This is a genomic window from Kribbella sp. NPDC048928 (genome assembly GCF_043197975.1).
Lineage (GTDB): Bacteria > Actinomycetota > Actinomycetes > Propionibacteriales > Kribbellaceae > Kribbella.
This window is the reverse complement of record NZ_JBICUC010000001.1, coordinates 525,024-549,998: the sequence shown is the minus strand read 5'-3', so window position 1 is coordinate 549,998 and position 24,975 is coordinate 525,024. Positions and strand designations below refer to the sequence as shown.

Genomic DNA, 24,975 nt, shown 5'->3' with positions numbered 1-24,975 from the left:
GGGACCAGTATGAGCAAGGCCCTCGAAGGTGTGCGTGTGCTCGACATGACGCACGTGCAGTCCGGACCGTCCTGCACCCAGATCCTCGCCTGGCTGGGCGCCGACGTCGTCAAGCTCGAGGCACCGACCGGCGACATCACCCGCCAGCAGCTGCGCGACCTGCCGGACGTCGACAGCCTCTACTTCACGATGCTGAACTGCAACAAGCGCAGCATCACGCTGAACATGAAGTCCGACCGCGGCAAGGAGATCTTCATCGACCTGGTGAAGAACTCCGACGTCCTGGTGGAGAACTTCGCCCCCGGCGCGATCGACCGGATGGGCTTCACCTGGGAACGGCTCCAGGAGCTCAACCCCGGCCTGGTGTTCGCGTCGATCAAGGGCTTCGGCCCGGGACGCTACGAGAACTTCAAGGCGTACGAGGTGGTCGCCCAGGCGATGGGCGGCGCGATGAGTACGACGGGGTTCGAGGACGGTCCGCCGACCGCGACCGGTGCGCAGATCGGCGACTCGGGCACCGGGATCCACCTGGTGGCGGGCATCCTCGCCGCGCTGTACCAGCGGACCAGTACCGGCAAGGGCCAGCGAGTGACCGTGGCCATGCAGGAAGCGGTGCTCAACCTCGCTCGGGTCAAGCTCCGTGACCAGCAGCGGCTGACACACGGTCCGCTCCGCGAGTACCCGAACGACAGCTTCAACGGCGCGGTGCCGCGGTCCGGGAACGCGTCCGGCGGCGGTCAGCCCGGCTGGGCGTTGCGCTGCGCTCCGGGCGGCCCGAACGACTACATCTACGTGATCGTCCAGCCGCCGGGCTGGGCGCCGATCGCGAACCTGATCGGCAAGCCTGAGCTGGCAGAGGACCCGGACTGGGCGACGCCGGCGGCGCGGCTGGACAAGCTCGACAAGATGTTCGCGCTGATCGAGCAGTGGACCGAGCAGCACACGAAGTTCGAGGTGATGGACAAGCTGAACGCGCTGAACGTCCCGTGCGGCCCGATCATGTCGACCGCCGAGCTGATCGCCGACGAGACGCTCGCCGACCTCGGCGCAGTGGTCGAAGTGGAGCACCCGCAGCGCGGCACGTTCAAGACCGTCGGCTGCCCGATCAAGCTGTCCGACTCCCCGGTCGAGGTGCAGACCTCGCCCGGCCTCGGCGAACACAACTCCACCGTGTACGGCTCGCTCGGGATCTCCGCCAACGAGCTCGACGACCTCAAGACCGCCGGCGTGATCTGAACGTCCGAAGATCCGAGGCCGGTGACCTGCGGATCTTCGGACGCAAGTGACTACAGAGGAGTTAGCCGCATGACTTATGACAAGGCAGCAGTCCGGACCATCCTCGACCAGGCTCTGGCGGACGGCCGCACCTCGCTGAGCGCGCCGGACGCCAAACTGGTGGCCGACGCGTACGGCATCCCGACGCCGGGTGAGGGACTGGCCACGACTGCCGAGGGAGCCGCCGGTCTGTCCGCCGAGATCGGTTTCCCCGTCGTACTGAAGATCGTCTCGCCGGACATTCTGCACAAGACCGACGCCGGCGGTGTCGTGGTCGGTGTGGACAGCGAGGACGCAGCCCGCGACGCGTTCGACAAGATCCTGGCGAACGCCCGCTCGTACAAGGCGGACGCCGAGATCACCGGCGTCCAGGTGCAGAAGATGCTCGTCACCGGCGGTGACGTGCAGGAGGTGATCGTCGGCGCGGTCACCGACCCGACGTTCGGCAAGATCGTCGCGTTCGGCCTCGGCGGCGTACTGGTGGAGGTGCTGAAGGACGTCACGTTCCGGCTGGCTCCGCTCGGTGACGGCGAGGCGCGGGCGATGATCGACGGGATCGGCGCGCACGAGATGCTGAACGGCGTCCGCGGCGCGCAACCGGTCGACAAGGACGCGCTCGCCGACCTGGTCCGGCGGCTGTCCGACCTGGTCACCGACTTCCCGCAGTTCGCCGAGGTGGACCTGAACCCGGTGCTCGCCGGGCCGGACGGCGCCACCGCGGTGGACTTCCGGATCATCGTGGACGCCGAGGCCGGCAAGCCGGTCGAGCGGTACAGCCAGGAGGAGATCCTGACCGCGATGACCCGGATCATGAAGCCGCGGGCGATCGCGGTGATCGGGGCGTCCAACGAGGACGGCAAGATCGGCAACTCGGTGATGAAGAACCTCGTCAACGGCGGGTACGCCGGGGACATCTACCCGGTCAACCCCAAGGGCGGCGAGGTACTCGGGCTCAAGGCGTTCGCCTCGATCCTCGACATACCGGGTGACGTCGACGTCGCGGTGTTCGCGGTCCCGGCCAAGTTCGTTGCCGGGGCGCTCGAGCAGTGCGGCCAGAAGGGCGTCGCGGGCGCGATCCTGATCCCGTCCGGCTTCGCCGAGACCGGGGAGCAGGCGCTCCAGGACGAGGTCGTCGCGATCGCCCGCAAGCACAACGTCCGGATCCTCGGACCGAACATCTACGGCTACTACTACCTGCCCGAGAGTCTGTGTGCGACGTTCTGTACGCCGTACGACGTCAAGGGCAGCGTCGCGCTCTCGTCACAGAGCGGAGGCATCGGGATGGCGATCCTCGGGTTCAGCCGCTCGAGCCGGATGGGCGTCTCCGCAATCGTTGGGGTAGGCAACAAGGCCGACATCGACGAAGATGACCTCCTGACGTTCTTCGAGAACGACGACAACACCAACCTGATCGCCATGCACCTTGAGGATTTGAAGGACGGCCGGGCCTTCGCCGAGACGGCGGCCCGGGTGTCGAAGAAGAAGCCGGTCGTCGTGCTGAAGGCCGGCCGGACCTCCATGGGCGCCCGGGCGGCGAGCTCGCACACCGGTGCGCTGGCCGGCGACGACAAGGTGTACGACGACATCCTGCGGCAGAGCGGGGTGGTCCGGGCGCCGGGGCTGAACGAGATGCTCCAGTACGCCCGCGGGATCCCGCTGCTGCCGACGCCGAAGGGTGAGAACGTCGTCATCATCACCGGCGCGGGCGGCTCCGGCGTCCTGCTGTCGGACGCCTGTGTGGACAACGGCCTGACGCTGATGGACATCCCGCCGGATCTGGACGCGGCGTTCCGCAAGTTCATCCCGCCGTTCGGTGCGGCCGGCAACCCGGTCGACATCACCGGGGGTGAGCCGCCGTCCACGTACCGGAACACGGTCGCGCTCGGGCTGTCCGACGAGCGGATCCACGCGCTGATCCTGGGGTACTGGCACACGATCGTGACACCGCCGATGGTGTTCGCGAAACTGGTCGCCGAGGTGGTCGAGGAGTTCCGGGCCAAGGGCATCGACAAGCCCGTGGTCGCCTCGCTGTCCGGTGACGTCGAGGTCGAGGAAGCCAGCCAGTACCTGTTCGACCACGGCGTGGTCGCGTACCCGTACACCACCGAGACACCCGTCCAGGTGCTCGGTGCCAAGTACCGCTGGGCCCGCAATGCCGGGCCACTGAACTGAGCCTGATTGGAGGAAGGGCAATCCGCGGGGGATCCCAACCGCTAGTTGGCGTCGATCTAAGGAGTCCGCCTTGGACGTCACGCGCAAGACCTCAGAAGTTCCTGAAGAGCCTGCCGCGGGCGCTGCGACCGCCGCGACCGAGAAGGTCTGGAAAGCGGGCAGGCTCGAACCGATGCCGATCCGGAAGCTTCCGGACGCACCACCGTCCATGCACATCCTGGGCCCGACCGTGTTCCTGGTGGCGCTCGGGGTGGGCATCGGCGAGTCGTACATGTGGCCCCGGCTCGTCCTGGTGTTCGGGCCGGACATCCGCTGGTTGTTCCTGATCGGTGTCACGCTGCAGGCGTTCGTGCTGCTGGAGATGGCGCGCTACGCGATGGCCACGGGAGAAAGCATCTTCTTCGGTGCGGCCCGGGTCTTCAAACCACTGATGTGGTTCTTCTACGCAGCGGCGATCCTGATCTACATGTGGCCGGGCCATCTGTCGGCCGGAGCAGCCGCGTTCGAGGAGATCACCGGCATACCCTGGCAGGTCACCGCGTGCGTGGCTCTGGTGTTCGTGGGTGTGCTGTTCAGTCTGTTGTCGGTGATCTACAACTTCCTCGAGAAGCTCCTCGGTCTCTTGATCGGGGTGCTGGTTGTCGGTACGTCGGTGATCGCGGCGATGGTCGGCAGCTGGAGCGACGTCGGCAAGACGCTGTCCGGGATGCTCGCGTTCGGGTACTTCCCGCACGAGGCGATGACGTCGGCCTGGTTCCCGGTCGTCGTCGGTGCCTGCGCGTTCGCCGGACCGTCCGGGATGCAGCAGATGTGGTACACGCTGCAACTGCGTGACAGCGGTGCCGGCATGGGCGCGCACATCCCGAAGGTCCGCGGCCTGCGGACCGCCGGCGAAGCGGAGTCGATGCCGTCCCGCGGGTTCATGTTCGACACCGAGGACCCGGCCGAGATGGCGAAGTGGAAGGGCTGGCGCAAGTGGGTCACCTTCGACGCGATCCTGCTCTTCTGGGGGATCACCATGCTGGTCACGATCTCGTTCACCGTGCTGGCCATGTCGGCGGCCCGGCAGAACCCGGACGTGGCGCAGCTGATCGAGGACGGCGACCGGTCGGCCGCGTTGCGGGCCATGTCGGACTCGTTCTCGGCGGCCGGTTCGCCGATCCTCGGAACCCTGTTCTTCGCCTTCATCGCACTGATCGGGCTGAACGCGACCCTGGGTCTGTTCGACTCGTTCTCCCGCGGCCAGGCAGACATGACGTACTACTTCGTCCCGGGTGCCAAGCGGTTCTCGATGTCGAGGCTGTACGCCGGGTTCCTGTGGGGCGTGATCCTGTTCGGGATCCTGATCCTGCTGTTCGGGCCGGCCGATGGCCCGGCGGGGATCCTGGACACGCTGGCGTTCCTGTCGACGTTCGCGATGGGCGCGTACTGCATCGTGTTGCTGCTCACCAACAACCTGTTGCTGCCGAAGAAGATCCGTCCCGGGCCGGTCCGGAACGTGATCATCGGGTTCGGGGCGTTCTTCTACCTCGGAATGCTGTTCTACTGCTTGTTCCGCTTCGGCGTGGCTGTGGGCTGACATGGCTGTCGACGTGAAGCAGATGGCGCAGTACTGCCTCCCGGCCGCTTCGGTCGGCGTGGCGGCCGGACTCCTCGCCGGTGGACTGGCCGTTTTTGCCGGCCAGCCCGCCGGCTGGGCGGTGCTCACCGGGCTCGGGCTCGGCGTACCACTGATCCTGTTCGGCTCCGGGTACTCCGTACTGGTGGCCCTGGGCAAGGTGCCTGCCGGCGTGTTCACACCGGCAGCGTTCTACTGGCTGATCGCGTTCCCGCTGTCGCTGATGGTGCACGCGATCGTCACCGAGTGGGTGTTCACCGGAAGGCCCGGTCTGCCGCCCGATCCCTGGCAGTTCCTGGCCTTCCGGGCACTGCTCAGCATGGGGTTCGCCATCGGCTTCTTGTGGATGCACGAACAAGTGGCCCGGTTCTGGTGGCCCCGGATCCTCGACACCAACCAGTACGCCCGTCGTACGGTTGGCCACTACTCCCAACTGGCCACCGCCCTGGAGGCCCGCAAGGCCGACAGGGACCGGAGCCGCAAACGTCGCGTCGCCTGAGCCTCGCACCCTTTGAGGGTTTGACCCTCAAAGGGTGCGGCGGCGTTTACGGGGTGCGGGGTCCGCCTCGGGGGTTTCGGTGGCCGGTTCCGCGGCCTGGAGGTCGTGGTACGCCTTGCGGGTGTGCTCGGTGTGCTCGCGCATGATCTGGGCGGCCTTGTCCTCGTCGCTCTCGCTGATCGCCTTCACCAGGCGGTTGTGCTCGCGCCACGAGGCCGCACCACGAACCGGCGCGACGGGCGTGTAGTACCAGCGGACGCGGCGGTCGACCTGGGCCGCGAAGTCGACCAGGAAACGGTTCCCGGACATCTGGGTGATCAGGCTGTGCAGCTCGCCGTTGGTCCGGACCGTGCCGTCGATGTCGCCGGCCTCCTGGTACGACGTCCCGACCTTGCAGAGGTCGCGCAGCTTCGCGACGTCGTCCTTGGACGCGTGCCGGGCCGCGAGGCGCGCGGACTCCGACTCCAGCGCGGCGCGGGCCGCGAGCAACTGGTCGACCTCGTCCTCCGCGGGCACGTGCACCATCGCGCCGAACCCGGGCCGCAGATCCACCCAGCCCTCGTTGTTCAACCGCTGCAGGGCCTCGCGGACCGGCTGCCGGGAGACGCCCAGCAGACCGGCGAGCTCGACCTCGACCAGGTGCCGGCCGCGCTCGAGCGTACCGTCGATGATCATCTCGGTGAGGGCCTCGTACACGGACTCGCGCAGCGGCTGCGGCCGCTTGACGTGCCGCGCGCCCGCCGGTTCCGCACCCGCCCCTGGCCCTGCACTGATCGTCGTCATGAGGTCCCTTCCGGTCCTACAGCCATGGCACTTGGTAGACAGTCTACCAAGTGCCATTAGCTGACATATACCCGTGGCGGAAGATGTTTCGTCCGCCTGGGTCAGGCAGCCGACTCGCCGGCGTCCTGGCGGTCGCTGTCGTGGTTGTCTGCGTTCGTGCTGCGGGCGTCCGTTCCGGTCAGCTCGGCGAGTTCCGCGTCGAGGTCGGCCGGGGTGTTCAGCGTGTCCAGCTCCGGGGCATCCGGGAACTGCGGCCGCGCCGCCAGAGCACCGAACCTGCGTGTGAAGATCATTGCTTCCTCTCCTTGAATTCTGCCTTCTGTATACATTCAACCAGCCCTACTCACCGGTTATGCCCGCGTCTCACGTGATCCCCGTTACGTACGCCGTGATCCGGCTTACACCTCTGTCAGCCCCGCGCGGTGTACGAATGCGCTCCGGCGCCGGCCAGTCGCCCTCCGTCGACGATCAGGTACTCGTCGCGGATCGGCGTCCCGCCCAGCCACGCCTCCAGGATCTCCCGCGTGCCCGCGGCGTACCGGGCCTGGGCGGACAATATCGATCAGGTACGTACCGCGCTTCATCGTCGCGAGCAGGTCGTCACCGAACAGTCCCTCGGTCTCGGGATGCAGCGGAGCGTTGATCGTGACGACGTCGCAGTACGGCACCAGTTCGGCTGCACTCGCGTGGAAGGTCAGTCCGAGCTCCCGCTCGACCGACTCGGGCAGCCGGTGCCGGTCGGTGTAGTGCAGCTTCACGTCGAACGGTGCGAGCCGGCGCAGTACGGCGGTCCCGATCCGTCCGGCGCCGACCGTTCCGACGTGCATCCCCTCGAGGTCGTACGAACGGGCCACGCAGTCCGCGATGTCCCAGCCGCCGTCGAGGACGACCTGATGCGACGGGAGGTAGTTGCGGACCAGCCCGAGGATCATCATCACCGCATGCTCGGCGACTCGAGCGCCGCGTCCTTGTCGGAGAGGACGACCAGCGTGTGCCCCTGGCTCTCCAGGAACGTACGCAGGCCGAGCTCGCCGGAGACGCTCCCGAGCAGCGCGCCCGGTGTGAAGTCGATGGCCTTCGGTGACGGAGCGGTTTGGCCGCCGGGGTAGCCGTCGATGACCGGGATGCTGTCGCGTGCGTACGAGGTCGGGTACCCGGTCACCGGGTCGTCGTACAGCACGCACACAATCTTCGCCATGATGGGAAATCTCCTTGTTCTGAAGGGATTTCCACCATCGCCGGGTCAGGGACCGACGGTCAAAGACTTGCTCGCTATGTCGAGATAGCCCGAATCCATCAGATGTACGTCGAGCAGATCGTCGAGGGCTTTCTGGACGCCGGCCTGCCGCGCCACGTCGAGCAAGGCGCGCGCCTGTACGGGTTCCGGGCTGCGTGCGGCGATCACCAGGCCGACGCGCGGGCCGTTCGCCGGCCGCTTCAGCGGTACGACGCGCATCCCGTCCGGGACGCCGAACATGTGCAGCCACGCATGCGAGATCACGGTGGACCAGTGGTCGCCGTGCAGGTGGCTGTAGAGGCCGGAGACGGTGTCGCTCTCGATCGACGGGGTCGCGGTCGCGCCGTCGTCGGTGAAGTAGCCGTTCATGATCCGGCGGTTGCGCATGTCGGGGGAGAGCAGGCACAGCGGCAGTTCCGCCACCTGCGCCCAGGTCGCGACCGGCAGTTCGGCGAGTTCGGTGTGCTTCGGAGTGAGCAGGAGGTAGCGCTCCTCGTACAGCGGGGTCTTGCGGACCTGGCCGAGCGTGTCGTCGTCGAGGTACGTCATCGCGACGTCCAGATCGAACTCGGCCAGCTTCTGGGTGATGTCCCGCGAGGACAGCGACTCGAGGGTGACCCGCGCGTTCGGGTGCCGCTCACAGAAGGGCGTGGTGAGCAGCGATACGACCGGCATCGCGGTCGGGATCGCGCCGAGCCGGAGGGTGCCGGTCAGGCCGCCGCGCATCATCGACAGCTCGTGCCGGAGCGCGTCCTGCTCGGCGAGGATCCGCTGCGCCCAGAGCAGTACCCGCTCGCCCTCAGGGGTCAGGCCCTCGAACCGGCGGCCGCGGCGCACGATCGGCACGTCGAGCTCCTGCTCGAGCTTGCGGATCGCGGCCGACAGCGACGGCTGGGAGACGTAACAGGCGTTCGCCGCCCGGGCGAAATGCTTCTCGCGGGCGAGGGCGACGAGGTACTCCAGCTGGCGGAGCAGCATCAACGATCCCAGTCTGGTGTGCAGTCGCCTGTATACATAATCCAACTGTAGTGACGGGTTCGGTCGCCGGGAAGATCTCGGTGCCGATGTGAACTGGGTCACAGTCTGTCTATCCCGGGTGGCGCCGTTCGACGGTCTGGCAGAGGCACTTCTGCGAGAAGGAGATATGGGATGGACAAGGTCGTTTCGAAGGACGGCACCGAGCTGGCGTACGACGTCGTGGGCAGCGGCCCCGGGCTGGTGCTGGTCAGCGGTGCTTTCACGGGCCGCGCCGACTACGCCGAGTACGTCGACGCGCTGAAGTCGGCGTTCACGGTGGTCAACTACGACCGGCGTGGTCGGGGCGACTCGGGTGACACCGCGCCGTACGCCGTGGAATGCGAGTGGGAGGACCTGGACGCAGTGCGGTCCGCTACCGGCGCTCGGTACGCCTGTGCGTTCTCGTCGGGCTCGATGGTGCTGCTGCAGGCAGGGCTGCCGTTCGAGAAGCAGGCGGTCCTTGAGCCGCCGTTCCGTGTGGAGGGCGCTCCTCCCGAGCCGGAGCGGTACGTGGAGCGGCTGCAGGAGTACGTGGCCGCGGGGGATCCAGGTGGTGCGGCAGAGCTGTTCATGGTGGAGGCTGTCGGGCAGCCGCGGGAGATGGTGGAGCAGATGCGTGGCACACCCATGTGGGCCGGGCTGGAGGCGATGGCGCCCACGCTGGTCTATGACGGGCTTCAGATGCGTGGCAGCGCCGTACCGCGGGAGCTGCTGTCGTCGATCGAGGTACCGACACTGGGTCTCTACAGCAACGCGAGCCCGGAGTGGCTGCAGCAGTCCGTACGGGAGACCGCGGATGCGCTGCCGCAGGGCACGGCGGCAGGGCATGACGGTACGTTCCACACGCTGCCGCCGGAGACATTGACGCGGGTGCTGGCGGATTACTTCGTCAAGGCGTGAACCTGTCGGCCGGGGAGGACCCGGTCGAGGAGGCGTTTGAGACGTGGTGCGAGCGGCTGTTCGACGCCGTAGTGCAGGGCAGCCGCGACACCGACCATCAGCAGCATCGTGGCGGCGACCAGGAGAACGTGGTTCACCTGGTCGCCGAGTCGCTCGAAGATGATGAAGCCGATGTGCGCGTGCACCAGGTACAGCGGGTAGGTGAGCGCGCCCAGGACCGCGAACCACGGCTGGCCGAGGCGGTGCGTGAGCTTGAGTGCGACGGCGAGCATGATGGCGAAGATCGCGACGATGATCGCGATGACGGCCGAGCGGTGGATCTCGGTGTGGAAGCGGATGCCGACCCGGTCGGCGAATCCGATGCCGCGGTAGATCGCGTTGCCGAGCGCGACCGCGACGATCGCCAGCCGCTGCGGCGTCGCGCCGTACCGGTGGATCAGGCAGAGCGCCATCCCGGCGATGAAATAGTGCGAGAACTGCGTGTTCAGCACCAGATCGGTTGCATGCGGCAACAGTCCGGCTTGGAAGACGAAGGTCGCCGCGAGCCAGGCCCAGCAGAACACGGTGACGCGGCGCGCGGTGACGCCGATCCACGTGAGCACCAGGATCATCGCGTAGAAGCGCACCTCGGCCCACAACGTCCAGTAGACGACGTCGACGTTCTCGATGTTCGGCAGCGAGTTGAACATCGTCAGGTTCGCCAAGTACTGCGGGAGTGAGACGTTGAAGCGCCCTTGGCTGAGGTTGATCGAGACGAGCGTGGTGAGCGTGACCGCGATCCAGTACGCCGGGTAGAGCCGTACCGCCCGGGAGATCACGAACGATCGCGGACTGCGGTTCCAGGCGCTGAGCAGTACGACGAAGCCGCTGATCGTGAAGAACAGGTCGACACCGAGGTACCCGTAGCGCGCGACCACATCGACGTGCGGGAAGTGCAGCCCGCTCAGCCCGCCGGCGTACGCGGAGAACAGGTAGTGGTACCCCATCACCGACACCGCCGCGACGATCCGCAACAGATCAACCTCGTGAAGCCTGCCCTTCGTGGGTTCCACAGCCGTCCTTTCCTCCGGGATCGCCTCAGTCTGCCGGGGCGACCGGGTGCGGGTCGTCAGTCCTGAGCACGATCCCGGAGTGCGACTTACGGATGACGCGGCGACGGTTGTAGGCGGCAACCACCTCGGCGTGCGATCACGTCCTCACCCGAAGCTGACGCGCTCCCGGTAGTAGTCGAGCAGTGCCTTGTCGCCCGCCACTTCGGTGCTGTCGTCACTGCGCTTGTACAGCTGGAGCAGAAGGTTGGTGACCGGGCCGCGAACGGTGACGGCAGTCGGCTCGTCGCTGTGACGCCAGCGGATCGCGTCACCGGTCAGGTCGACGACCCAGGACCGCTCGGGTGCGGCGTACTTCAGCGTCCGGCCCGGGGCGAGCAGCTCACGCATCCAGGGGTGCACCTCGAAGTGGAACGGCAATGCGCCGAGGTCCATCCACTCGTCGATGCCGTCGGCGGCCACCTCGGGCTCGAGTTCGAACGGGACGCCGAGCGCGAGCGCCGCATCGGCACGGTGTACCACGGTCTCGTGCGCCATCCGCCGTGCGGTGAAGCGGGTGGTCGGGTTGTCGATCGGCATCCTGATCGGTACGTCGGGACCGGCCGTGCGGAGCGTCTCGGCCAGCTCACGAGCTCCGTCGACGATCCACCCCTTGAGCTCGTGGACGGCGTCGTCGGTGCAGTCGGACGGCTCGGCGTACCAATGCGTCGGGTCCCGGAACTCGTCGTCGGGCGGCGCCTCGCCGGTGCGCGCGACGACGGTCGCCTCGCGATGCGCTCCGCCGACATGACGGATCAGCTGGCCGATGTTCCATCCTGGACACGACGGGACCGCCGTACCGAGATCCTTGCCCGGGTCCTTGCCCGCGGTCAGGTGGCCGGCCAGCACCTCGGCCTGCTCGACGATCAGCGCGCAGTGCCGCTCGAACTCCATCTGCTCCTCCTTGTATCGGTCCTTTGAGCACTGGTCGGAGCCGGAAGGAGCAGCTTGACATCAGGTTGGTAGGCGCATGGGCATCAGGATGTAGGCGGCGTCTGCGGACGGCGTGTCCTCGGGGGAGCGCAGGCCGGTGAGGTTGGCGGGCTTGGTCGGTTGGGTGAAGGCGAAGTGCGCGATCGGCGTACCGAGTGAGGCCAGGCCGTCGAGCAGGTAGCCGGCGTTGAAGCCCGTGACTGCCGGCTCGCCCGTGAGGCTGACCGCGACGGACTCGGAGGCCTGCGCCTCCTCACCGTTGCCGGCGTCGAGGGTGGCTGCGCCGTCCGCGAAGGTGATGCGGACCGGTGCCGCTCGCTCGGCCACCAGCGCGACCCGTTTGACTGCCTCGACGAGCGATGCGGTCTCCACGGTGACCGTCGAGGTGACCGCGCTCTCGGCCGGGATCAGCCCACGGACCTTCGGGAACTCACCGTCGATCAGCCGGCTGGTCGCGTGCCGCCCACCGCCCTCGAACCCGATCAACCCGTCCCCTGTACGGGTCGAACCGAGCGCGAGCGTGAGGTCGTGACCGGCCATCGCCTTCGCGACGTCGAGGAGCATCTTGGCCGGGACGAGCACGTTCGTCTCGACGGCTGCATCGACCGGCTCCCACGGGAACGTACGGACGGCCAGCCGGTACCGGTCGGTGGCCAGCAGGGAGATGGTCGCCCCACGGATCTCCATCCGGATGCCGGTGAAGACCGGCAGCGTGTCGTCCCGCCCGGCCGCGCTCACCACCTGCGCGACCGCACGCGCGAACAGGTCGCCGTCCACGACGCCGCTCGCCGCCGGGATCTCGGGCAGCGGCGGGTACTCGTCGAGAGGCAGCGTATGCAGGACGAACCGGGCCGCCCCACTGCTCACCTGGACCCGAGCAGCCTCACCGCTCAGATCCACAGAGTCGCGCGGCATGCTCTTGCAGATGTCCGACAGTAGCCGCCCGGACACCAGCACCCGCCCCTCGTCGGCCACCTCGGCCGGCACGCTGACCTGCGCCGAACTCTCGTAGTCGAACCCGGACAGCGTCACCTGACCGTCCGCCGCGTCCACCACCATCCCGGCCAGAATCGGCACACTCGGCCGGCTCGGCAGCCCACGAGCCACCCAGCCGACCGCCTCGGCCAGCACCTCACGCGCGACCCGAACCTTCATCCGCAACTCCTCCCCATCAAGAGGAACCACTCAATCAGCAGCCGCCGACAGTTTCTGAACGGCTCTGCTTCCGGTGGCCGGATGACCGCTGTCCCCCGAGCGAGCTACAAGCAGGTGTCCACCGCACGGTGACGATTTGGCGGTGCCGAATCCATAGCGTTCTGGACATGGCGCGGCACACGGTCGCGGACCTCATGAAGGAGTCATCATGCGACTGTTGAAGCAGTTCGGACAGCTTGTGGTCGTCGCGGCGGTCGCCGCGATCGGAGGACAGGCCGCCACGGCGGTCAAGGGCAACGCGGTCCTCACGCTGGTGGTCGGCGCCGCGACTGCCGCGCTGGCGCTGCTTGCCTACGTGGGCATGGTCCGGCTGACCGAACGCCGCCCGATCACGGAGTTGGCGCGCTCCGGTGCGGCCGGCGCCGTCGGGCGCGGTCTGCTGATCGGCCTCGTGTGGTGCGGGGTCGTGATCGCGAACATCGCTTTCCTCGGCCACTATCGCGTGGACGGGTTCGGGTCGGCCTCCGGCGCGCTGGCGATGGTGGGCTTCATGGCGGCCGCCGCGGTGACCGAGGAGCTGATGTTCCGGGGATTTCTGCTGCGCGTCATCGAGGAGCGCCTCGGCAGCTGGATCGCCCTCGCGGCCACCAGCCTGCTGTTCGGTTCGGCCCACTTGCTCAACGCCCACGCCACACTGTGGGGAGCGTTCTCGATCGCCGTTGAGGCGGGCGGTGCGCTCGGAGCGGCGTACATCGCCACCCGGAAGCTGTGGCTGCCGATCGGCCTGCACTTCGGCTGGAACTTCGCCCTGTCCGGCATCTTCGGTGCGGTCGTCTCCGGCACCAACCAGTCGCAAGGCCTGCTGAACGGCGTACTGTCCGGCCCGACCCTGCTGAGCGGCGGCGAGTTCGGACCGGAGGCCAGCGGCTACACGGTGGCCGGCGGGATCGTCATGACGATCGTGTTCCTCTGGCTGGCGCACCGGCGCGGCAACCTGGTTCCCCGTCGCCGGCGTGGCGTCGCCGCGACCACCCAGACCGCTACGCTCTCCCGATGATCGACCTCCGGCGGATCCCGGACCTGTGGCGGCGCTACGACGTCACGGTCCGGGACCTGCCGCTGGCGCTGGTCCTCGCGATCGGCTCCCTGGTCCCGGCGCTGCACGGACTCGGTACGCAGGTCGGCGGCGTACCGACCAGGCCGTTCGACGCCCTCGCGATCGTTGCCGTCGGCCTCGAATGTCTTCCGCTCGCCGTCCGCCGCCGTTGGCCTGCCCTCTGCCTCGCCCTGTCCACGATCGGATTCGCGATCGACCAGCTGCGCGGCTACCACGCATTCGCCGGTACGGGCCTCGCAATCGCGTTGCTGAGCGCCGGCATCCACCTTGAGCGTCGCCGGCGCCTCACGGCGGTCCTGTTCTCCGCGGCGTACGTACTGCTGGCGATCGCGCTCCACCAGCCAGGCTCGTCCGAAGGCCCGGCCGACCTGGCGACGTTCTACCTGGCGCTCGCGCTCATCTGGTGGATCGGAGCGTGGGTGCGGGCCGGCCGCCTCGCCGAGGCCGAGCGTCGACGCCACGTTGCCGAAGAGACTCGAACAGCCGAGCGGACGCGGATCGCCCGCGAGCTCCACGACGTCGTGACCCACCACGTGACGGCGATGGTCGTACAGGCGGAGGCCGCGCGCTACCTGACCGCCGCACCGGCGCGTCTCGACGAGACCCTGAGTGCTGTGTCCGACACCGGTCGGCGCGCCATCGCCGACCTGCGGCATCTGCTCGACCTGCTGAACCCGGACCATGAGGGAGAGTTCAGAGCGCCGTCGGTCGGCGACCTGCGGGAGTTGGCTGAGCAGACGCGTCAGGCCGGGCAGCCTGTCGAGTTCATCGAGGAGGGGCAGCCCGCTGCTATCGGTGGCGGCGCGGAGGTCGCTGCGTACCGGGTCGTCCAGGAGGCGTTGACGAACGCCCTCAAGTACGCGCACGGGGCACGCACAGTGGTGCACGTACGTCACGGAGAAGGGGACATCAGCGTGGAGGTCAGTACCGACGGCACCGGCTCCCGGGCCGGTTCGCCTGGCGGTGCCGGGCGTGGACTCGCCGGGTTGCGCGAGCGGGTCGACGTACTGGGCGGTGAGTTCGGTGCGGATGCGCTGCCGGGCGGCGGGTTCGTCGTACGGGCATCCATCCCAGCGGGGAGCCGGTCGTGACCGCCGCGGATACCGGGGTGGTCCGGGTGCTGGTCTGCGACGACCAGGCGCTGATTCGTACCGGGTTCGCGACGATCATCGACGCACAGCCCGACCTGGAGGTGGTCGGCGAATGCGGTGACGGCCGGGCCGCGGTCGAGCTGGCGACCCGGCTGCAACCGGATGTCGTGGTCATGGACGTACGGATGCCGGTGCTGGACGGTATCGAGGCGACCCGGCAGCTGGCCGGTACGGGCGTGACGCATCCGGTGAAGGTGCTCGTGGTGACCACCTTCAACCTGGATGAGTACGTGTACGAGGCGCTGCGCGCGGGCGCCAGTGGATTCCTGCTCAAGGACGCGCCGCCGGCTCAACTCCTGCACGGCATCCGGACCGTCGCCAGCGGCGCCGCCCTGCTCGCACCCGAGGTGACGCGCCGCCTCGTCGGCAGGTACGCCGCCCGGATCCGCCCGGATGCCGGGACCCCCGCCGACATCCCGCTGACCGCTCGCGAACTCGAAGTACTGCATCTGATCGCGGACGGTCTGTCGAACAGCGAGATCGCCGCCGCGCTGGTGATCAGCCACGAGACAGTCAAGACCTACGTCTCGCGCATCCTCACCAAACTCGACCTCCGCGACCGCGTCCAGGCCGTGGTGTACGCGTACCGCCGCGGCCTGGTGTCCTGAGGCAGGTATTGGTCAGGCGGCGCCGAGCAGCTCGGTGATCTTGGTGTAGAACGCGGCGCGGTCGCCGGACAGCGACGCCTTCACCATCGCGGTCCAGTCGTCCACGATCACCTCGATCGAACCGGCGGCCAGACCGTCGAGCGAGCGGCGCGGCACGTCGCGGGGATCGATCTTGGGCCCGTCGTAGCCGGCCATGATGTCCGTGTCGGCGGCGCCAAGCAGGACGCCTTGGACGAGCGTTCCCTGAGCCGCGAGCTCGAGACGTACGGCATTGGTCAGGTTCCACTCCGCGGCCTTGGCAGCCGCGTACGCACCGGCGCCCGGAGCGGCGAACCAGGACAGCGCCGACAAGACGTTGACGACAGCTCCGCCGCCATTCGCCGCGAGAACGGGGCTGAACTCGCGGATCACGTCGAGCGTGCCCCAGAAGTGCGTGTCCAGTTCACGGCGGATCGCGGCGAGGTCGCCCGTGACGAGAGTGGCCCCGGTCGAGATGCCGGCGTTGTTGACGACGAGGGTCACGTCCCGCGCCGCCGCGGCCGCCGCAAGGACGGACTCGTGGTCGAGCAGGTCGAGTCTTAGCGGCACCACGCGGGTGTCGTCGAAGTCGAGGCTCTCGGGCCGGCGGGCCGTCGCGTAGACCTTGCTCGCTCCACGTTCGAGCAGCTCGAGTACGTACTGACGGCCGATGCCGCGGTTCGCTCCGGTGACGAGGGCTGTCTGGTCAGTGACATTCATGGGTTTCTGGCTCCTGCGTAGTTTCGGGTTTCATCGGCTACGCTAAAACCTCACGTTGACGTCAATGTCAAGTCAGGAGGCCGGGCAGATGCGGATCGGCGAGCTCGCACACCGGGCGGGGGTCAGCAGCAGAGCTCTCCGGTACTACGAGGAGCAGGGCCTGCTCGCCTCGGAACGCACCCTCGGCGGCCAACGCACCTATCCCGAGTCAGCCGTCGAACGTGTCCGGCTGATCCAGCAGTTCTTCACCGCGGGCCTGCCCAGCCGTGTCGTCCTGCAACTGCTGCCCTGCGTCGACACCGGCCACGCCTCACCGGAGGCCTTCGAGCTGATGGCAGCCGAGCGCAACCGCATCACCACCGCCATGGCCGACCTCGCCGTAGCCCGCGACGCCCTCGACCGCATGATCGACATCGCGAACCACCCGACGCCCGAACACTGCCCGGCCCTCCGCGACCCCGCCTGGTCCGCGTACGACCCGGCCGCCGCACCGACGCCCGCCCCCGCGAACGCCTGATCACCGCACAACAGAAACCCACAGCGGCCCAAGCCGAAAAAGCCGCCAGCGCCCCCGGCAGGATTCGAACCTGCGACCCACAGATTAGAAGTCTGTCGCTCTATCCAGCTGAGCTACGGGGGCGTACGGCACGGAAGAGTCTCTCAGATAGCGGGGCGATCTCGCCTCTGGGTTCCTGATCGTGGCGTTCCGGGCGGCACCGAAGTACAGGGTTGTCGTTCCATCCCGGTAACGCTGAGTGGGTGGTCCTGCCGCTGGATCTTGACCCCAACTAGGCTGCGGTGCATGAGTTACCCCTCACCAGGCCCGTCCGGCACGCCGCAACCCGCGGCGGGGTCGGCGTACTCGCCCGGCGGCCCGTACCCGCAGCCCAATGCGCTCGGGAATCATCCGGTGCCCGGCCAGCGGCGGAACCGGGGGGTGCTGATCGGCATCATCATCGCGGTCGTGTTCGCGATCGCGGGCCTGGTGATCTTCGGCGTGGTGGCCAGGTCGACCGGTGCGGGTGGCTTCACCTGGGGCCTGGTGTTCGCGTTCGTACCGGTGATCCCGGTGATCGCGCTCTACCTCTGGCTGGACCGGTACGAACCGGAGCCGACCAGGTACATCGTCTTCGCGCTCTGCTGGGGCGCCTTCATCGCGACCCTGGCCGCGATCTTCATCAACACCGAGGTCTCGCACCGGCTGGCCGAGACCGGCGTCGGCGGCGACCGATCCGCGGTCTTCGTCGCGCCGCCGGTGGAGGAGTTCGCCAAGGGCTCCGTGATCCTGCTGCTCGCGCTGGTGCGCCGCAAGGAGTTCGACGGCATCATCGACGGCCTCGTGTACGCCGGGATGGTGGGCGTCGGGTTCGCCTTCACCGAGAACATCCTGTACTACGGCCGCGTTTTCAACACCCTTTCCGAGGAGGCCGGCAGCGACGCCGGCCTGCGCGGCGCGTTCGCGCTGTTCATCGTCCGCGGCGTGATCTCACCGTTCGCGCATCCACTCTTCACGTCGTTCACCGCGATCGGGATCGGTATCGCGATCCGGCATCGAAGTACGGTCGTACGCTTCCTGGCCCCGGTCGTCGGCTACCTGGCCGCCGTGGCCGCGCACGCGTCGTGGAACGCCTCCGCGAGCTGGGCCGGTGGCGGGGGCTTCATCCTCGCGTACCTGTGCCTGATGGTGCCGCTGTTCATCTGCCTGGTGGTCTTCGCGCTCGTGATGCGATCGCGGGAGGGGCAGATGATCGCCTCCCGGCTGTACGACTACGTACGCTTCGGATGGCTGGTGCCTCAGGACGTACCGCTGATAGCGACGCTGCGCGGGCGCAAGGCGCTCCGGCAGAACGCCAGGCGGTACGGCCCCCAGGCGGAGGCCGCCGCGAAGGCGTTCCAGCACAACGCGACCGAGCTGGCGTACCTGAGGGACAAGATCGTCCGCCAGGTGATCGGGCCCGAGGCCCTGCCGACCGAGAAGGCACTGCTCGACGAGCTCCGCGATCGACGCCCGAGCGTCCCGTTCCCGCCGATGCCCGCCTTCGCCCAAGCCGCGCCGTCCTACGCCGGCGCCCAGGCCGGCCCCGGCCCTGGTGCTCCAGGCATGCCGATGGGACCCGGCCCTGGCGGCCCAGGCATGCCCATGGGTCCCGGTGCGGGAGGGCCAGGCGCGCAGTACGGTCCCGGCGGCCCAGGGATGCCGATGGGCCCGGGAGCTCCGATGCCCGGCGCCCCGATGCCGCCCTCAGGACCGCCCATGGGCCCCGGTTCCATGGGGCACGACGCGCTGGGCCCAGGAGCCATGGGACCAGGAGCAGCAGTGCCAGGTACACAGGGCCCGGGAGCCGCTCAGGCGCCCGATGGGTCCGGGCAAGCCGGTCAGCCGGGTTACCCGCCGGGACCCCCCGGCCAACAAGGACCGCCGGGAGGATACGGTCCGTACCCACCACCACAGTGACTGCCACCCGTCCACGCCGCCAAACGGGGATGACGATGACTTTGCTTCCGCGCTGTCCGACCGGGCACTCTGTGCTCGTGGGCGGACGTCGTGGCTGACACCAGGTCAGCAGCTGGCGAAGGTCCGGAACCGCGGGTTCCGGGCCAGGATCAGTCTGCCCAAGAGCTGGCGAACCTCATCGCCCAGTCCACCCCCAAACCCCGAGGCTTCTGGCGCCGCCGCCGCAAACGCACCGCAGACGCGCCCGCGGACCAGACCCCAGCCAACTCCACGCCCAGCGCTCCAGCCGCCGCGTCTCCGACTGCTCCGTCCGAGGACGCCCCCAGCGACGCAGCGAAGCTCAACGAAGCCCCCGAGGCCACCAACGCCGCTCAGACGGCCTCAACGGACGCGCCTGCAAGCACCGCCCCAGCCGGGCCAGCCGACGCCGCTGCCGGCGCCGACTCAGCCGCGTCAACCGAGGCCGCTCCGGGCGCCGAGTCGCCTGCTCCGGACACGGACGCGTCTGAGCCGAGCGATGCCGCTCCGGACACTGAGTCGGCGGACTCGGCTGCGAACGCTGACGGGGCTGAATCGAGCGGCACCGCAGGCAGCGAGTCGCCCACCTCGACCGACGGGAACGCGCGCACCGAGCCGACCAGTTCGGCGGCGGGAGCTGACGCGTCCACGTCCAACGATGAAGTGGACGCGGAGCCGGCCGGAGCTACAACGGGCAAGGAAGCGGCCGCAGACGTGACCCAGCCGACCGCGACAGCCGGTACGGCCAACCCACCCACGCCCGCCGACGCGACCGCCTCCGCGTCGTCCGGTACGAGCGAGACCGCAGGTACGACGGACTCCGCCAGCAACGCGGACGCTGCTGATTCAGGTGCTGACGCCGACGCCGCACGTACTGCCGGGCAGACGTCAGCTACCGATGGCGCGGCGAGCCCCGAGGGCACCGACAGGACAACCACACCTGGCGCAGGCGAATCCGCGGCGAACCGGGCTGCCTCCGCGCAGTCCAGTTCCACGCACTCCTCGCCTGGAACCCCCGCGACAGATGCCGACCAGCCGACGGTGAGCTCGACCTCAGGCGACACCAAGCCCGACGCAAACACCTCCGATGCCCGCCCGCAGCCGGCTGTCGGCGTCGTGTACGAGCCCGACGAGTCGCCAGACGGCTTCCCGCTGGAATTCGGCAACATCATCATCGGCCTCCCCAAACAACCGGACCAGCCAAACACCTCAACCACCGCGGAAGAGCTCACCGAAGACGACCCCGCCAAGTCCAACTCCACCGGGTCCAATCTCACCGAGTCCAATCTCACCGAGGGTGACTCCGCCGAGGGCGACTCCGAGTCCGACGCGACAGAGCCCGACGCGACAGAGGGCGACGCGACTGAGGGTGACGCGACTGAGGGTGACGCGACTGAGGGTGACGCGACTGAGGGTGCCTCCGCCGACGGTGCCTCCGCCGAGGGCGGCTCCGATGAAACGGTCGCGTCCTCCAACGACGAGCCTGCAACACCCGCAGACGAGCACTCGTCCGCCGCCGACCAGCAACCCCCGTCCACCGCCGCAACCAGCCTCACCACCGACGGCGCCAAGTCATCACCCGCCGACGAGACAGCGCACGACGAGACCGCGCACGACGACGAGCAAGCCTCAGACGGCGGCGCCGATGGATCTGACGCTGGTGAGTCGTCCGGTGAGGCGAAGGATGCGTCCCGGGCCGGGGAAGCATCTGACGGCGAGCAGTCGGCGGACGGCGATGACGAGGGTTCCGGCGGCGAGCAGGTTTCCGGCGAGAAGGCGGTAGACGGCGGCGAGGGAGGCTCCAGCGCTGAGGACGCCTCGAGCGAGCAGTCGGCGGACGGCGACGGCGAAGGTTCTGGCGTCGCGCAGGTTTCAGGCGAGCGGTCGGTAGACGGCGACGGGGAAAGCTCCGGCGCTGCGCAAGCTTCAAGCGAGCAGGCGGCAGGCGACGGTGAGGAAGGCTCCAGCGCTGAGGACGCCTCCAGTGGGCAGGCGGCGGATGGGGATGACTCTGCGGGGCGGGTGGCCGGTGCGTCGGTAGGTGAATCGGCTGGTGAGCCAACAGACACTGCTGCTGCAGATACCGCGACGGGAGACAGCCCGACGGCTGAGGACGCGACGGCGGAGGACGTGACGGCGGAGGACGCTGCGGCTGACGACACGAACGCTGACGACACGAACGCTGACGACACGAACGCTGACGACGCGAACGCTGACGACACGAACGCTGACGGCTCGGCTGCGGTTGGTGAGAGCGCTGAGGGTTCGGTGGATGGTGCTGCCGAGGTGCCAGTCGATGGTGCTGCGGGTGCTGCTGGGGGCAGTGCTGCGGATGGTGACGGGGATGACGTCGCTGAGGGTGCTGCAGGTGCGGATGCTGCGGGTGCGGTCGGCGATGTCTCGGGTGCGGCTGCGGTCGGGGATGGCTCGGGTGCGGCTGTGGCTGAGGCGGGCGCGGGGCATGTAGGTGGGGAGTCGGGTGATGGTGGGGAGCTGACTGCTGAGGGGTTGGCTGAGCGGTTGGCGGCTGAGCAGGCTGCTATGGCTTTGATTACGGCGTTGATGAAGTTGCGGGGGGTGTTGGCGGGGAGTCAGTTGCCTTTGGAGGTTGTGGGGGCTGACGAGGCTCGGCAGCAGCAGAAGGCGATGCTGGATCAGCTGGACGACTATCTGCTGCCGCGGCTGGTGCAGTTGGAGGCTCCGATTCTTGCGGTGGTCGGTGGGTCCACCGGTGCGGGCAAGTCGACGCTGGTGAACACGGTGATCGGGAAGGTCGTCAGCGAGCCGGGTGTGTTGCGGCCGACGACCAGGTCGCCGGTGCTGATTCATCACCCGGCGGACGCGGACTGGTTTGTCGGTGACCGGGTGCTCCCGGGCATGGCGCGTACCGCTGCGGAAGAGCCGGGTGGCATGGAGGACGCCGGCCAGCTGCGGCTGGTCGAGGCCGAGAGCGTGCCGCGCGGGCTGGCGATCCTGGACGCACCGGACATCGACTCCGTCGTGCAGGCGAACCGCGATCTCGCGACCCAGTTGCTGGCCGCCGCTGATCTCTGGCTCTTTGTCACGACGGCGGCGCGATACTCCGATGCGGTTCCGTGGGAGTTCCTGCAGAGCGCGTCGGATCGCAGTACGGCGGTTGCGGTCGTGCTCGATCGGGCGCCGAGCGAGACCATCGACGACATCACCGGCCACCTCGCGCAGATGCTGCTCGAGCGCGGTCTGGGCGACTCGCCGCTGTTCTCGATCCAGGAGACGGTTGTCGACGGCAACGGGATGTTGCCGCAGCCGGCCGTTGCCTCGATCAAGGACTGGCTGATCGACCTGGCCGCTGACGCCGAAGCGCGGGCGGCAGTGGTACGCCGCACGCTGCAGGGCGCGGTGAGTGCGATGGTGAAGAAGGCGCCGCCGTTCGCTGCCGCGGTGAAGGCGCAGGCCGACACGGCGATCGAGCTGCGGTCGTCGGTGGAGTCGGCGTACGACCAGAGCGTCAAGGACATTGCGAAGGCGTGCCAGGACGGGACGCTGCTGCGGGGCGAGGTGCTCGCCCGGTGGCAGGAGTTCGTCGGGACGGGCGAACTGCTGAAGGGGCTCCAGTCCGGCAGCGGGCGGTTGCGTGATCGGCTGAAGAGCTCCCTCGGGAACAAGCCGGCCGAGACGCGCGACGTGAGCGACGCGATCCACTCCGGTCTGGAGTCGCTGCTGAGTGAGCACGCAGCGGCTGCGGCCGAACGTGCGGAGAAGGCGTGGCAGTCGAGTGCGCCGGGTCGCCAGCTCCTTGCGGCGGCCGACGCAGAGGCGGCCGGAGCAGGTAAGTCCGGCACCGTGGGGAACGGCGTCAAGAGCAACGGTGCCGCGAGCACCGCCGCCGCGGGTAACGGTGCCAAGAACAGCACAGTTGGCAGTGGCGCGACAGGTAGCGGCGTCAAGAACAACGGAGCCAAGGGCAACGGTGCTGCGGGTAACGGGGCCAAGGGCAACGGTGGCGCAGGTAACGGGGCTAAGGGCAATGATGTTGCGCCGGTGCTCGGGGCGATGTCGGAGGAGTTCCCGGAGGCGGCGAGCCGGGTGGTGCGCGAGTGGCAGGCGTTCGTGCTCGACCTGATCCGTACCGAGGGTGCGGAGAAGAAGTCGACGGCGAAGATCCTGGAGTACGGTGTCAACGGGCTCGGCCTTTCCCTGATGGTGGTGCTGTTCGCCAGCGCGGCCGGGATCCCGAAGGGCGCCGAGGCCAGTGCGGGCGCGGGCAGTGCCGTCGTCGGGCAGCGATTGCTGGAGGCGGTTTTCGGGGACAAGGCAGTTCAGAGCATGGTCGCGAAGGCGCGCGAGGATCTTGACGGTAAGGTTCATGCCCTGATGGATGCCGAATTCGCCCGCTATCTGGCTGTCCTTGACCAGCATCCGGTCGACGCCGAGACGGCCAGGCAACTGACCGAGGCCGCGCGCGCGGTGGAGGACTGCACGTGACGGAAACAGTGGATACGGTCGAGACCCCCACCCGGGCGGAGACCGATGTCCTGAAGAAGATCGATGCGCTCGAGGCGGCAGCGAAGGCCGGCGACAGCCGGTTGGACCCGGTGGTGCTCACCGAGGCCGCGCAGATCGTCGACCGCGCCGGACAGCGGCTGCGGATGTCGGGCGACCTCACCGTGGTCGCGCTCGCGGGTGCGACCGGCTCGGGGAAGTCGTCGCTGTTCAACGCGCTGACCGGGCTCGACCTGGCCGCGATCGGCACCCGCCGGCCGACCAGCTCGATGCCACTGGCCTGTGTCTGGGGTGACGAACCGGCCGGTGAGGTGCTGACCTGGTTGGGCATCCCGCGCCGGCACCAGGTGCAGCACCGCAGCTCGCTCGAGGACGCGCACTCCGAGGACCTGGACGGTCTGGTCCTGCTGGACCTGCCCGACCACGACTCGACCGAGGTCGAGCACCGGCTGATCGTCGACCGGCTGGTCGAGCTGGTCGACATGCTGGTCTGGGTGGTCGATCCGCAGAAGTACGCCGATGCGGCGCTGCACAACCGGTACATCAAGCCGTTCGCCTCGCATTCCGGGGTGATGGTCTTCGCGCTGAACCACATCGACAAGCTGACGCCGGAGCAGCGGAAGAGCTGCCTGGAGGACCTCGAACGGCTGCTCAAGGCGGACGGTCTGAAGTCCCCGTCGGTGGTGGCGACATCGGCAGTCAGTGGCGACGGTCTCGAAGAGGTTCGCTCCCTGCTGGTGAAGCGGGTCAGCAACAAGCGCTCGGCGCGCGAGCGGCTCGCCGCCGACGTCGACCGGGTCTCGGACCGGATGGCGAGCCAGTGCGGCACCGCCAAGACTCCGGAGATCGCCGACGCCGACGTCACCGAACTCGTCGACGCGCTGTCGGACGCCAGTGGGCTCACCGTCGTGTCGGACGCCGTCCGCCGCTCGTACCTGCAGCGGGCCCGGGCCGCGACGGGGTGGCCGTTGACCAAGTGGGTCGGACGGTTCCGTCCGGATCCGTTGCGGCGGTTGCACGGCGACCAGGTGTCGCGGGAGCAGGGCAAGGCACTGCGCAAGTCGGCGTCCAGTGAGGTCGCGATCGCGCGCTCTTCGTTGCCTGCGGCAACGCCGGTGCAGCGGGCCCGGATGGATGCCGCGGTGCGCACCATCACCACCAAGGCCGCAGAAGGATTGTCGCGGCCGTGGGCGGACTCGGTGCGGACCGCGATCCGGCGGCGCGAGGAGTCGCTCGGCGACGAGCTTGACCAGGCGGTCGCGCGGACCGACCTCGGTGTGTCCGGGAACCCGGGCTGGTGGAGCTTCGCCCGGATCGTGCAGTGGTTGCTGTTCCTGGTGACGCTCGGTGGTGCGGCGTGGCTGATCGCCTTGCTGGTAACGCGAATCGCCAAGCTGGACGATCCGCCGCTGCCGGAGTGGAACGGCATCCCCTGGGCGTGGATCATGCTGGTCGGTGGTGCTGTCCTCGGGGTGGCGCTGTCGTTCGCCTGCCGGGTGTTCGCCACGAACGGCGCGGTGCGACGGTCCCGGCAGGTGGCGAAGGCGCTCCGGGAAGAGCTGGAGAAGGTTGCCGACAGCCACGTTGTGGCGCCGGCGCGCGACGAGCTGGCGGCGTACACCAAGTGCCGCGACAGCCTCGCGATCGCCCGCGAGCAGTCCGACCGCCAGTAGTTCGAACGCCTGCAGTTCGAACGCCAGAAGCTCGACGGCCAGTAGTTCGACCGCCT

22 protein-coding genes and 1 tRNA gene are annotated in these 24,975 nt (G+C 68.6%); 12 read left to right on the top strand and 11 right to left on the bottom strand.

What is annotated here, in order from left to right; translation table 11 throughout:
- Positions 1-9: 9 nt before the first annotated feature.
- The 4 genes from frc (at position 10) to ACGFI6_RS02560 (ending at position 5,564) form a co-directional block, all read left to right on the top strand.
- Complete coding sequence (frc, locus tag ACGFI6_RS02575) at positions 10-1,236, top strand: formyl-CoA transferase (protein ID WP_393114774.1); 1,227 nt, start codon at positions 10-12, stop codon at positions 1,234-1,236.
- A 69-nt stretch (positions 1,237-1,305) separates the two neighbouring features.
- Positions 1,306-3,447 carry an acetate--CoA ligase family protein gene (locus tag ACGFI6_RS02570; protein WP_393114772.1) on the top strand — a complete coding sequence of 714 codons (2,142 nt, stop codon included), beginning with the start codon at positions 1,306-1,308 and terminating at the stop codon, positions 3,445-3,447.
- Between the two features lie 70 nt (positions 3,448-3,517).
- Positions 3,518-5,026, top strand: coding sequence for an Nramp family divalent metal transporter (locus ACGFI6_RS02565; RefSeq protein WP_393114769.1), 1,509 nt, complete (start codon positions 3,518-3,520; stop codon positions 5,024-5,026).
- 1 nt (position 5,027) lies between these two features.
- Positions 5,028-5,564: a hypothetical protein gene (locus ACGFI6_RS02560; protein ID WP_393114767.1), complete on the top strand. Its 537-nt coding sequence runs from the start codon at positions 5,028-5,030 to the stop codon at positions 5,562-5,564.
- A gap of 27 nt (positions 5,565-5,591) precedes the next feature.
- On the opposite strand, the gene ACGFI6_RS02555 is transcribed toward ACGFI6_RS02560, so the two are convergent.
- The 5 genes from ACGFI6_RS02555 to ACGFI6_RS02535 form a co-directional block, all read right to left on the bottom strand.
- Entirely contained in the window at positions 5,592-6,347 is a 756-nt protein-coding gene (locus ACGFI6_RS02555) for a GntR family transcriptional regulator (RefSeq protein ID WP_393114765.1), read from the bottom strand.
- Between the two features lie 101 nt (positions 6,348-6,448).
- Complete coding sequence (locus ACGFI6_RS02550; RefSeq protein ID WP_393114763.1) at positions 6,449-6,640, bottom strand: hypothetical protein; 192 nt, start codon at positions 6,638-6,640, stop codon at positions 6,449-6,451.
- Between the two features lie 105 nt (positions 6,641-6,745).
- Entirely contained in the window at positions 6,746-7,282 is a 537-nt protein-coding gene (locus ACGFI6_RS02545) for an NAD(P)-dependent oxidoreductase (RefSeq protein ID WP_393114761.1), read from the bottom strand.
- Positions 7,282-7,545: a hypothetical protein gene (locus ACGFI6_RS02540; protein WP_393114759.1), complete on the bottom strand. Its 264-nt coding sequence runs from the start codon at positions 7,543-7,545 to the stop codon at positions 7,282-7,284. The genes ACGFI6_RS02545 and ACGFI6_RS02540 overlap by 1 nt, the downstream gene beginning before the upstream one ends.
- 45 nt (positions 7,546-7,590) lie before the next feature.
- On the bottom strand, positions 7,591-8,562 hold the full coding sequence (locus ACGFI6_RS02535) for a LysR substrate-binding domain-containing protein (protein ID WP_393114757.1): 972 nt from the start codon (positions 8,560-8,562) through the stop codon (positions 7,591-7,593).
- 171 nt (positions 8,563-8,733) lie between these two features.
- Here ACGFI6_RS02535 and ACGFI6_RS02530 point away from each other — a divergent pair, with 171 nt between their 5' ends.
- Entirely contained in the window at positions 8,734-9,501 is a 768-nt protein-coding gene (locus tag ACGFI6_RS02530) for an alpha/beta fold hydrolase (protein WP_393114755.1), read from the top strand.
- Here the strand turns inward: ACGFI6_RS02530 and ACGFI6_RS02525 are convergent.
- From ACGFI6_RS02525 to dnaN, 3 genes are all read right to left on the bottom strand, one after another.
- Positions 9,483-10,553 (bottom strand): acyltransferase family protein, encoded by a 1,071-nt coding sequence (locus ACGFI6_RS02525; protein ID WP_393114754.1) that lies wholly within the window; start codon positions 10,551-10,553, stop codon positions 9,483-9,485. The two genes, ACGFI6_RS02530 and ACGFI6_RS02525, sit on opposite strands and share 19 nt — an antisense overlap.
- 144 nt (positions 10,554-10,697) lie before the next feature.
- A complete protein-coding gene (locus ACGFI6_RS02520) occupies positions 10,698-11,483 on the bottom strand; it encodes a maleylpyruvate isomerase family mycothiol-dependent enzyme (RefSeq protein ID WP_393114752.1) in 786 nt (261 codons plus the stop codon).
- Between the two features lie 60 nt (positions 11,484-11,543).
- Positions 11,544-12,677: a DNA polymerase III subunit beta gene (gene dnaN, locus ACGFI6_RS02515; protein WP_393114750.1), complete on the bottom strand. Its 1,134-nt coding sequence runs from the start codon at positions 12,675-12,677 to the stop codon at positions 11,544-11,546.
- 208 nt (positions 12,678-12,885) lie between these two features.
- Between dnaN and ACGFI6_RS02510 the strand changes: the two genes are divergently transcribed.
- Genes ACGFI6_RS02510 through ACGFI6_RS02500 form a run of 3 tightly spaced genes read left to right on the top strand, consistent with a single transcriptional unit; the run spans position 12,886 to position 15,553 of the window.
- The gene (locus ACGFI6_RS02510) at positions 12,886-13,734 is read left to right on the top strand and encodes a CPBP family intramembrane glutamic endopeptidase (RefSeq protein WP_393114748.1); all 849 of its coding nucleotides are present in this window, start codon (positions 12,886-12,888) and stop codon (positions 13,732-13,734) included.
- Complete coding sequence (locus tag ACGFI6_RS02505) at positions 13,731-14,885, top strand: histidine kinase (RefSeq protein WP_393114746.1); 1,155 nt, start codon at positions 13,731-13,733, stop codon at positions 14,883-14,885. The genes ACGFI6_RS02510 and ACGFI6_RS02505 overlap by 4 nt, the downstream gene beginning before the upstream one ends.
- A complete protein-coding gene (locus tag ACGFI6_RS02500) occupies positions 14,882-15,553 on the top strand; it encodes a response regulator (RefSeq protein WP_393114743.1) in 672 nt (223 codons plus the stop codon). The genes ACGFI6_RS02505 and ACGFI6_RS02500 overlap by 4 nt, the downstream gene beginning before the upstream one ends.
- 12 nt (positions 15,554-15,565) lie before the next feature.
- Here the strand turns inward: ACGFI6_RS02500 and ACGFI6_RS02495 are convergent, their stop codons facing one another.
- Complete coding sequence (locus ACGFI6_RS02495; RefSeq protein WP_393114741.1) at positions 15,566-16,291, bottom strand: SDR family oxidoreductase; 726 nt, start codon at positions 16,289-16,291, stop codon at positions 15,566-15,568.
- 64 nt (positions 16,292-16,355) lie between these two features.
- On the opposite strand from ACGFI6_RS02495, the gene ACGFI6_RS02490 reads away from it, so the two are divergent.
- Positions 16,356-16,808 carry a MerR family transcriptional regulator gene (locus ACGFI6_RS02490; protein ID WP_393114739.1) on the top strand — a complete coding sequence of 151 codons (453 nt, stop codon included), beginning with the start codon at positions 16,356-16,358 and terminating at the stop codon, positions 16,806-16,808.
- Between the two features lie 49 nt (positions 16,809-16,857).
- Here ACGFI6_RS02490 and ACGFI6_RS02485 read toward each other — a convergent pair.
- Positions 16,858-16,931: transfer RNA gene (locus tag ACGFI6_RS02485), tRNA-Arg, on the bottom strand.
- Positions 16,932-17,093: 162 nt separating this feature from the next.
- Here ACGFI6_RS02485 and ACGFI6_RS02480 point away from each other — a divergent pair.
- Positions 17,094-18,746, top strand: a complete 1,653-nt coding sequence (locus tag ACGFI6_RS02480) for a PrsW family intramembrane metalloprotease (RefSeq protein ID WP_393114737.1) — start codon at positions 17,094-17,096, stop codon at positions 18,744-18,746.
- Positions 18,747-19,117: 371 nt separating this feature from the next.
- Here ACGFI6_RS02480 and ACGFI6_RS02475 read toward each other — a convergent pair whose 3' ends face one another.
- Positions 19,118-19,759 carry a hypothetical protein gene (locus ACGFI6_RS02475; RefSeq protein WP_393114735.1) on the bottom strand — a complete coding sequence of 214 codons (642 nt, stop codon included), beginning with the start codon at positions 19,757-19,759 and terminating at the stop codon, positions 19,118-19,120.
- Between the two features lie 46 nt (positions 19,760-19,805).
- Between ACGFI6_RS02475 and ACGFI6_RS02470 the strand changes: the two genes are divergently transcribed.
- Positions 19,806-23,228, top strand: coding sequence for an AAA family ATPase (locus ACGFI6_RS02470; RefSeq protein ID WP_393114733.1), 3,423 nt, complete (start codon positions 19,806-19,808; stop codon positions 23,226-23,228).
- Positions 23,225-24,919: a GTPase gene (locus ACGFI6_RS02465; RefSeq protein WP_393114731.1), complete on the top strand. Its 1,695-nt coding sequence runs from the start codon at positions 23,225-23,227 to the stop codon at positions 24,917-24,919. Before ACGFI6_RS02470 ends, ACGFI6_RS02465 begins: the two co-directional genes overlap by 4 nt.
- The last annotated feature ends 56 nt before the right edge of the window (positions 24,920-24,975 follow it).

Bases quoted from the DNA above. Each gene is read 5' to 3' on its own strand.
- frc (WP_393114774.1), top strand. From the start codon at position 10: ATGAGCAAGGCCCTCGAAGGTGTGCGTGTGCTCGACATGACGCACGTG.
- ACGFI6_RS02570 (WP_393114772.1), top strand. From the start codon at position 1,306: ATGACTTATGACAAGGCAGCAGTCCGGACCATCCTCGACCAGGCTCTG.
- ACGFI6_RS02560 (WP_393114767.1), top strand. From the start codon at position 5,028: ATGGCTGTCGACGTGAAGCAGATGGCGCAGTACTGCCTCCCGGCCGCT.
- ACGFI6_RS02555 (WP_393114765.1), bottom strand. From the start codon at position 6,347: ATGACGACGATCAGTGCAGGGCCAGGGGCGGGTGCGGAACCGGCGGGC.
- ACGFI6_RS02550 (WP_393114763.1), bottom strand. From the start codon at position 6,640: ATGATCTTCACACGCAGGTTCGGTGCTCTGGCGGCGCGGCCGCAGTTC.
- ACGFI6_RS02545 (WP_393114761.1), bottom strand. From the start codon at position 7,282: ATGATGATCCTCGGGCTGGTCCGCAACTACCTCCCGTCGCATCAGGTC.
- ACGFI6_RS02540 (WP_393114759.1), bottom strand. From the start codon at position 7,545: ATGGCGAAGATTGTGTGCGTGCTGTACGACGACCCGGTGACCGGGTAC.
- ACGFI6_RS02535 (WP_393114757.1), bottom strand. From the start codon at position 8,562: ATGCTGCTCCGCCAGCTGGAGTACCTCGTCGCCCTCGCCCGCGAGAAG.
- ACGFI6_RS02530 (WP_393114755.1), top strand. From the start codon at position 8,734: ATGGACAAGGTCGTTTCGAAGGACGGCACCGAGCTGGCGTACGACGTC.
- ACGFI6_RS02520 (WP_393114752.1), bottom strand. From the start codon at position 11,483: ATGGAGTTCGAGCGGCACTGCGCGCTGATCGTCGAGCAGGCCGAGGTG.
- dnaN (WP_393114750.1), bottom strand. From the start codon at position 12,677: ATGAAGGTTCGGGTCGCGCGTGAGGTGCTGGCCGAGGCGGTCGGCTGG.
- ACGFI6_RS02510 (WP_393114748.1), top strand. From the start codon at position 12,886: ATGCGACTGTTGAAGCAGTTCGGACAGCTTGTGGTCGTCGCGGCGGTC.
- ACGFI6_RS02505 (WP_393114746.1), top strand. From the start codon at position 13,731: ATGATCGACCTCCGGCGGATCCCGGACCTGTGGCGGCGCTACGACGTC.
- ACGFI6_RS02495 (WP_393114741.1), bottom strand. From the start codon at position 16,291: ATGAATGTCACTGACCAGACAGCCCTCGTCACCGGAGCGAACCGCGGC.
- ACGFI6_RS02490 (WP_393114739.1), top strand. From the start codon at position 16,356: ATGTCAAGTCAGGAGGCCGGGCAGATGCGGATCGGCGAGCTCGCACAC.
- ACGFI6_RS02480 (WP_393114737.1), top strand. From the start codon at position 17,094: ATGAGTTACCCCTCACCAGGCCCGTCCGGCACGCCGCAACCCGCGGCG.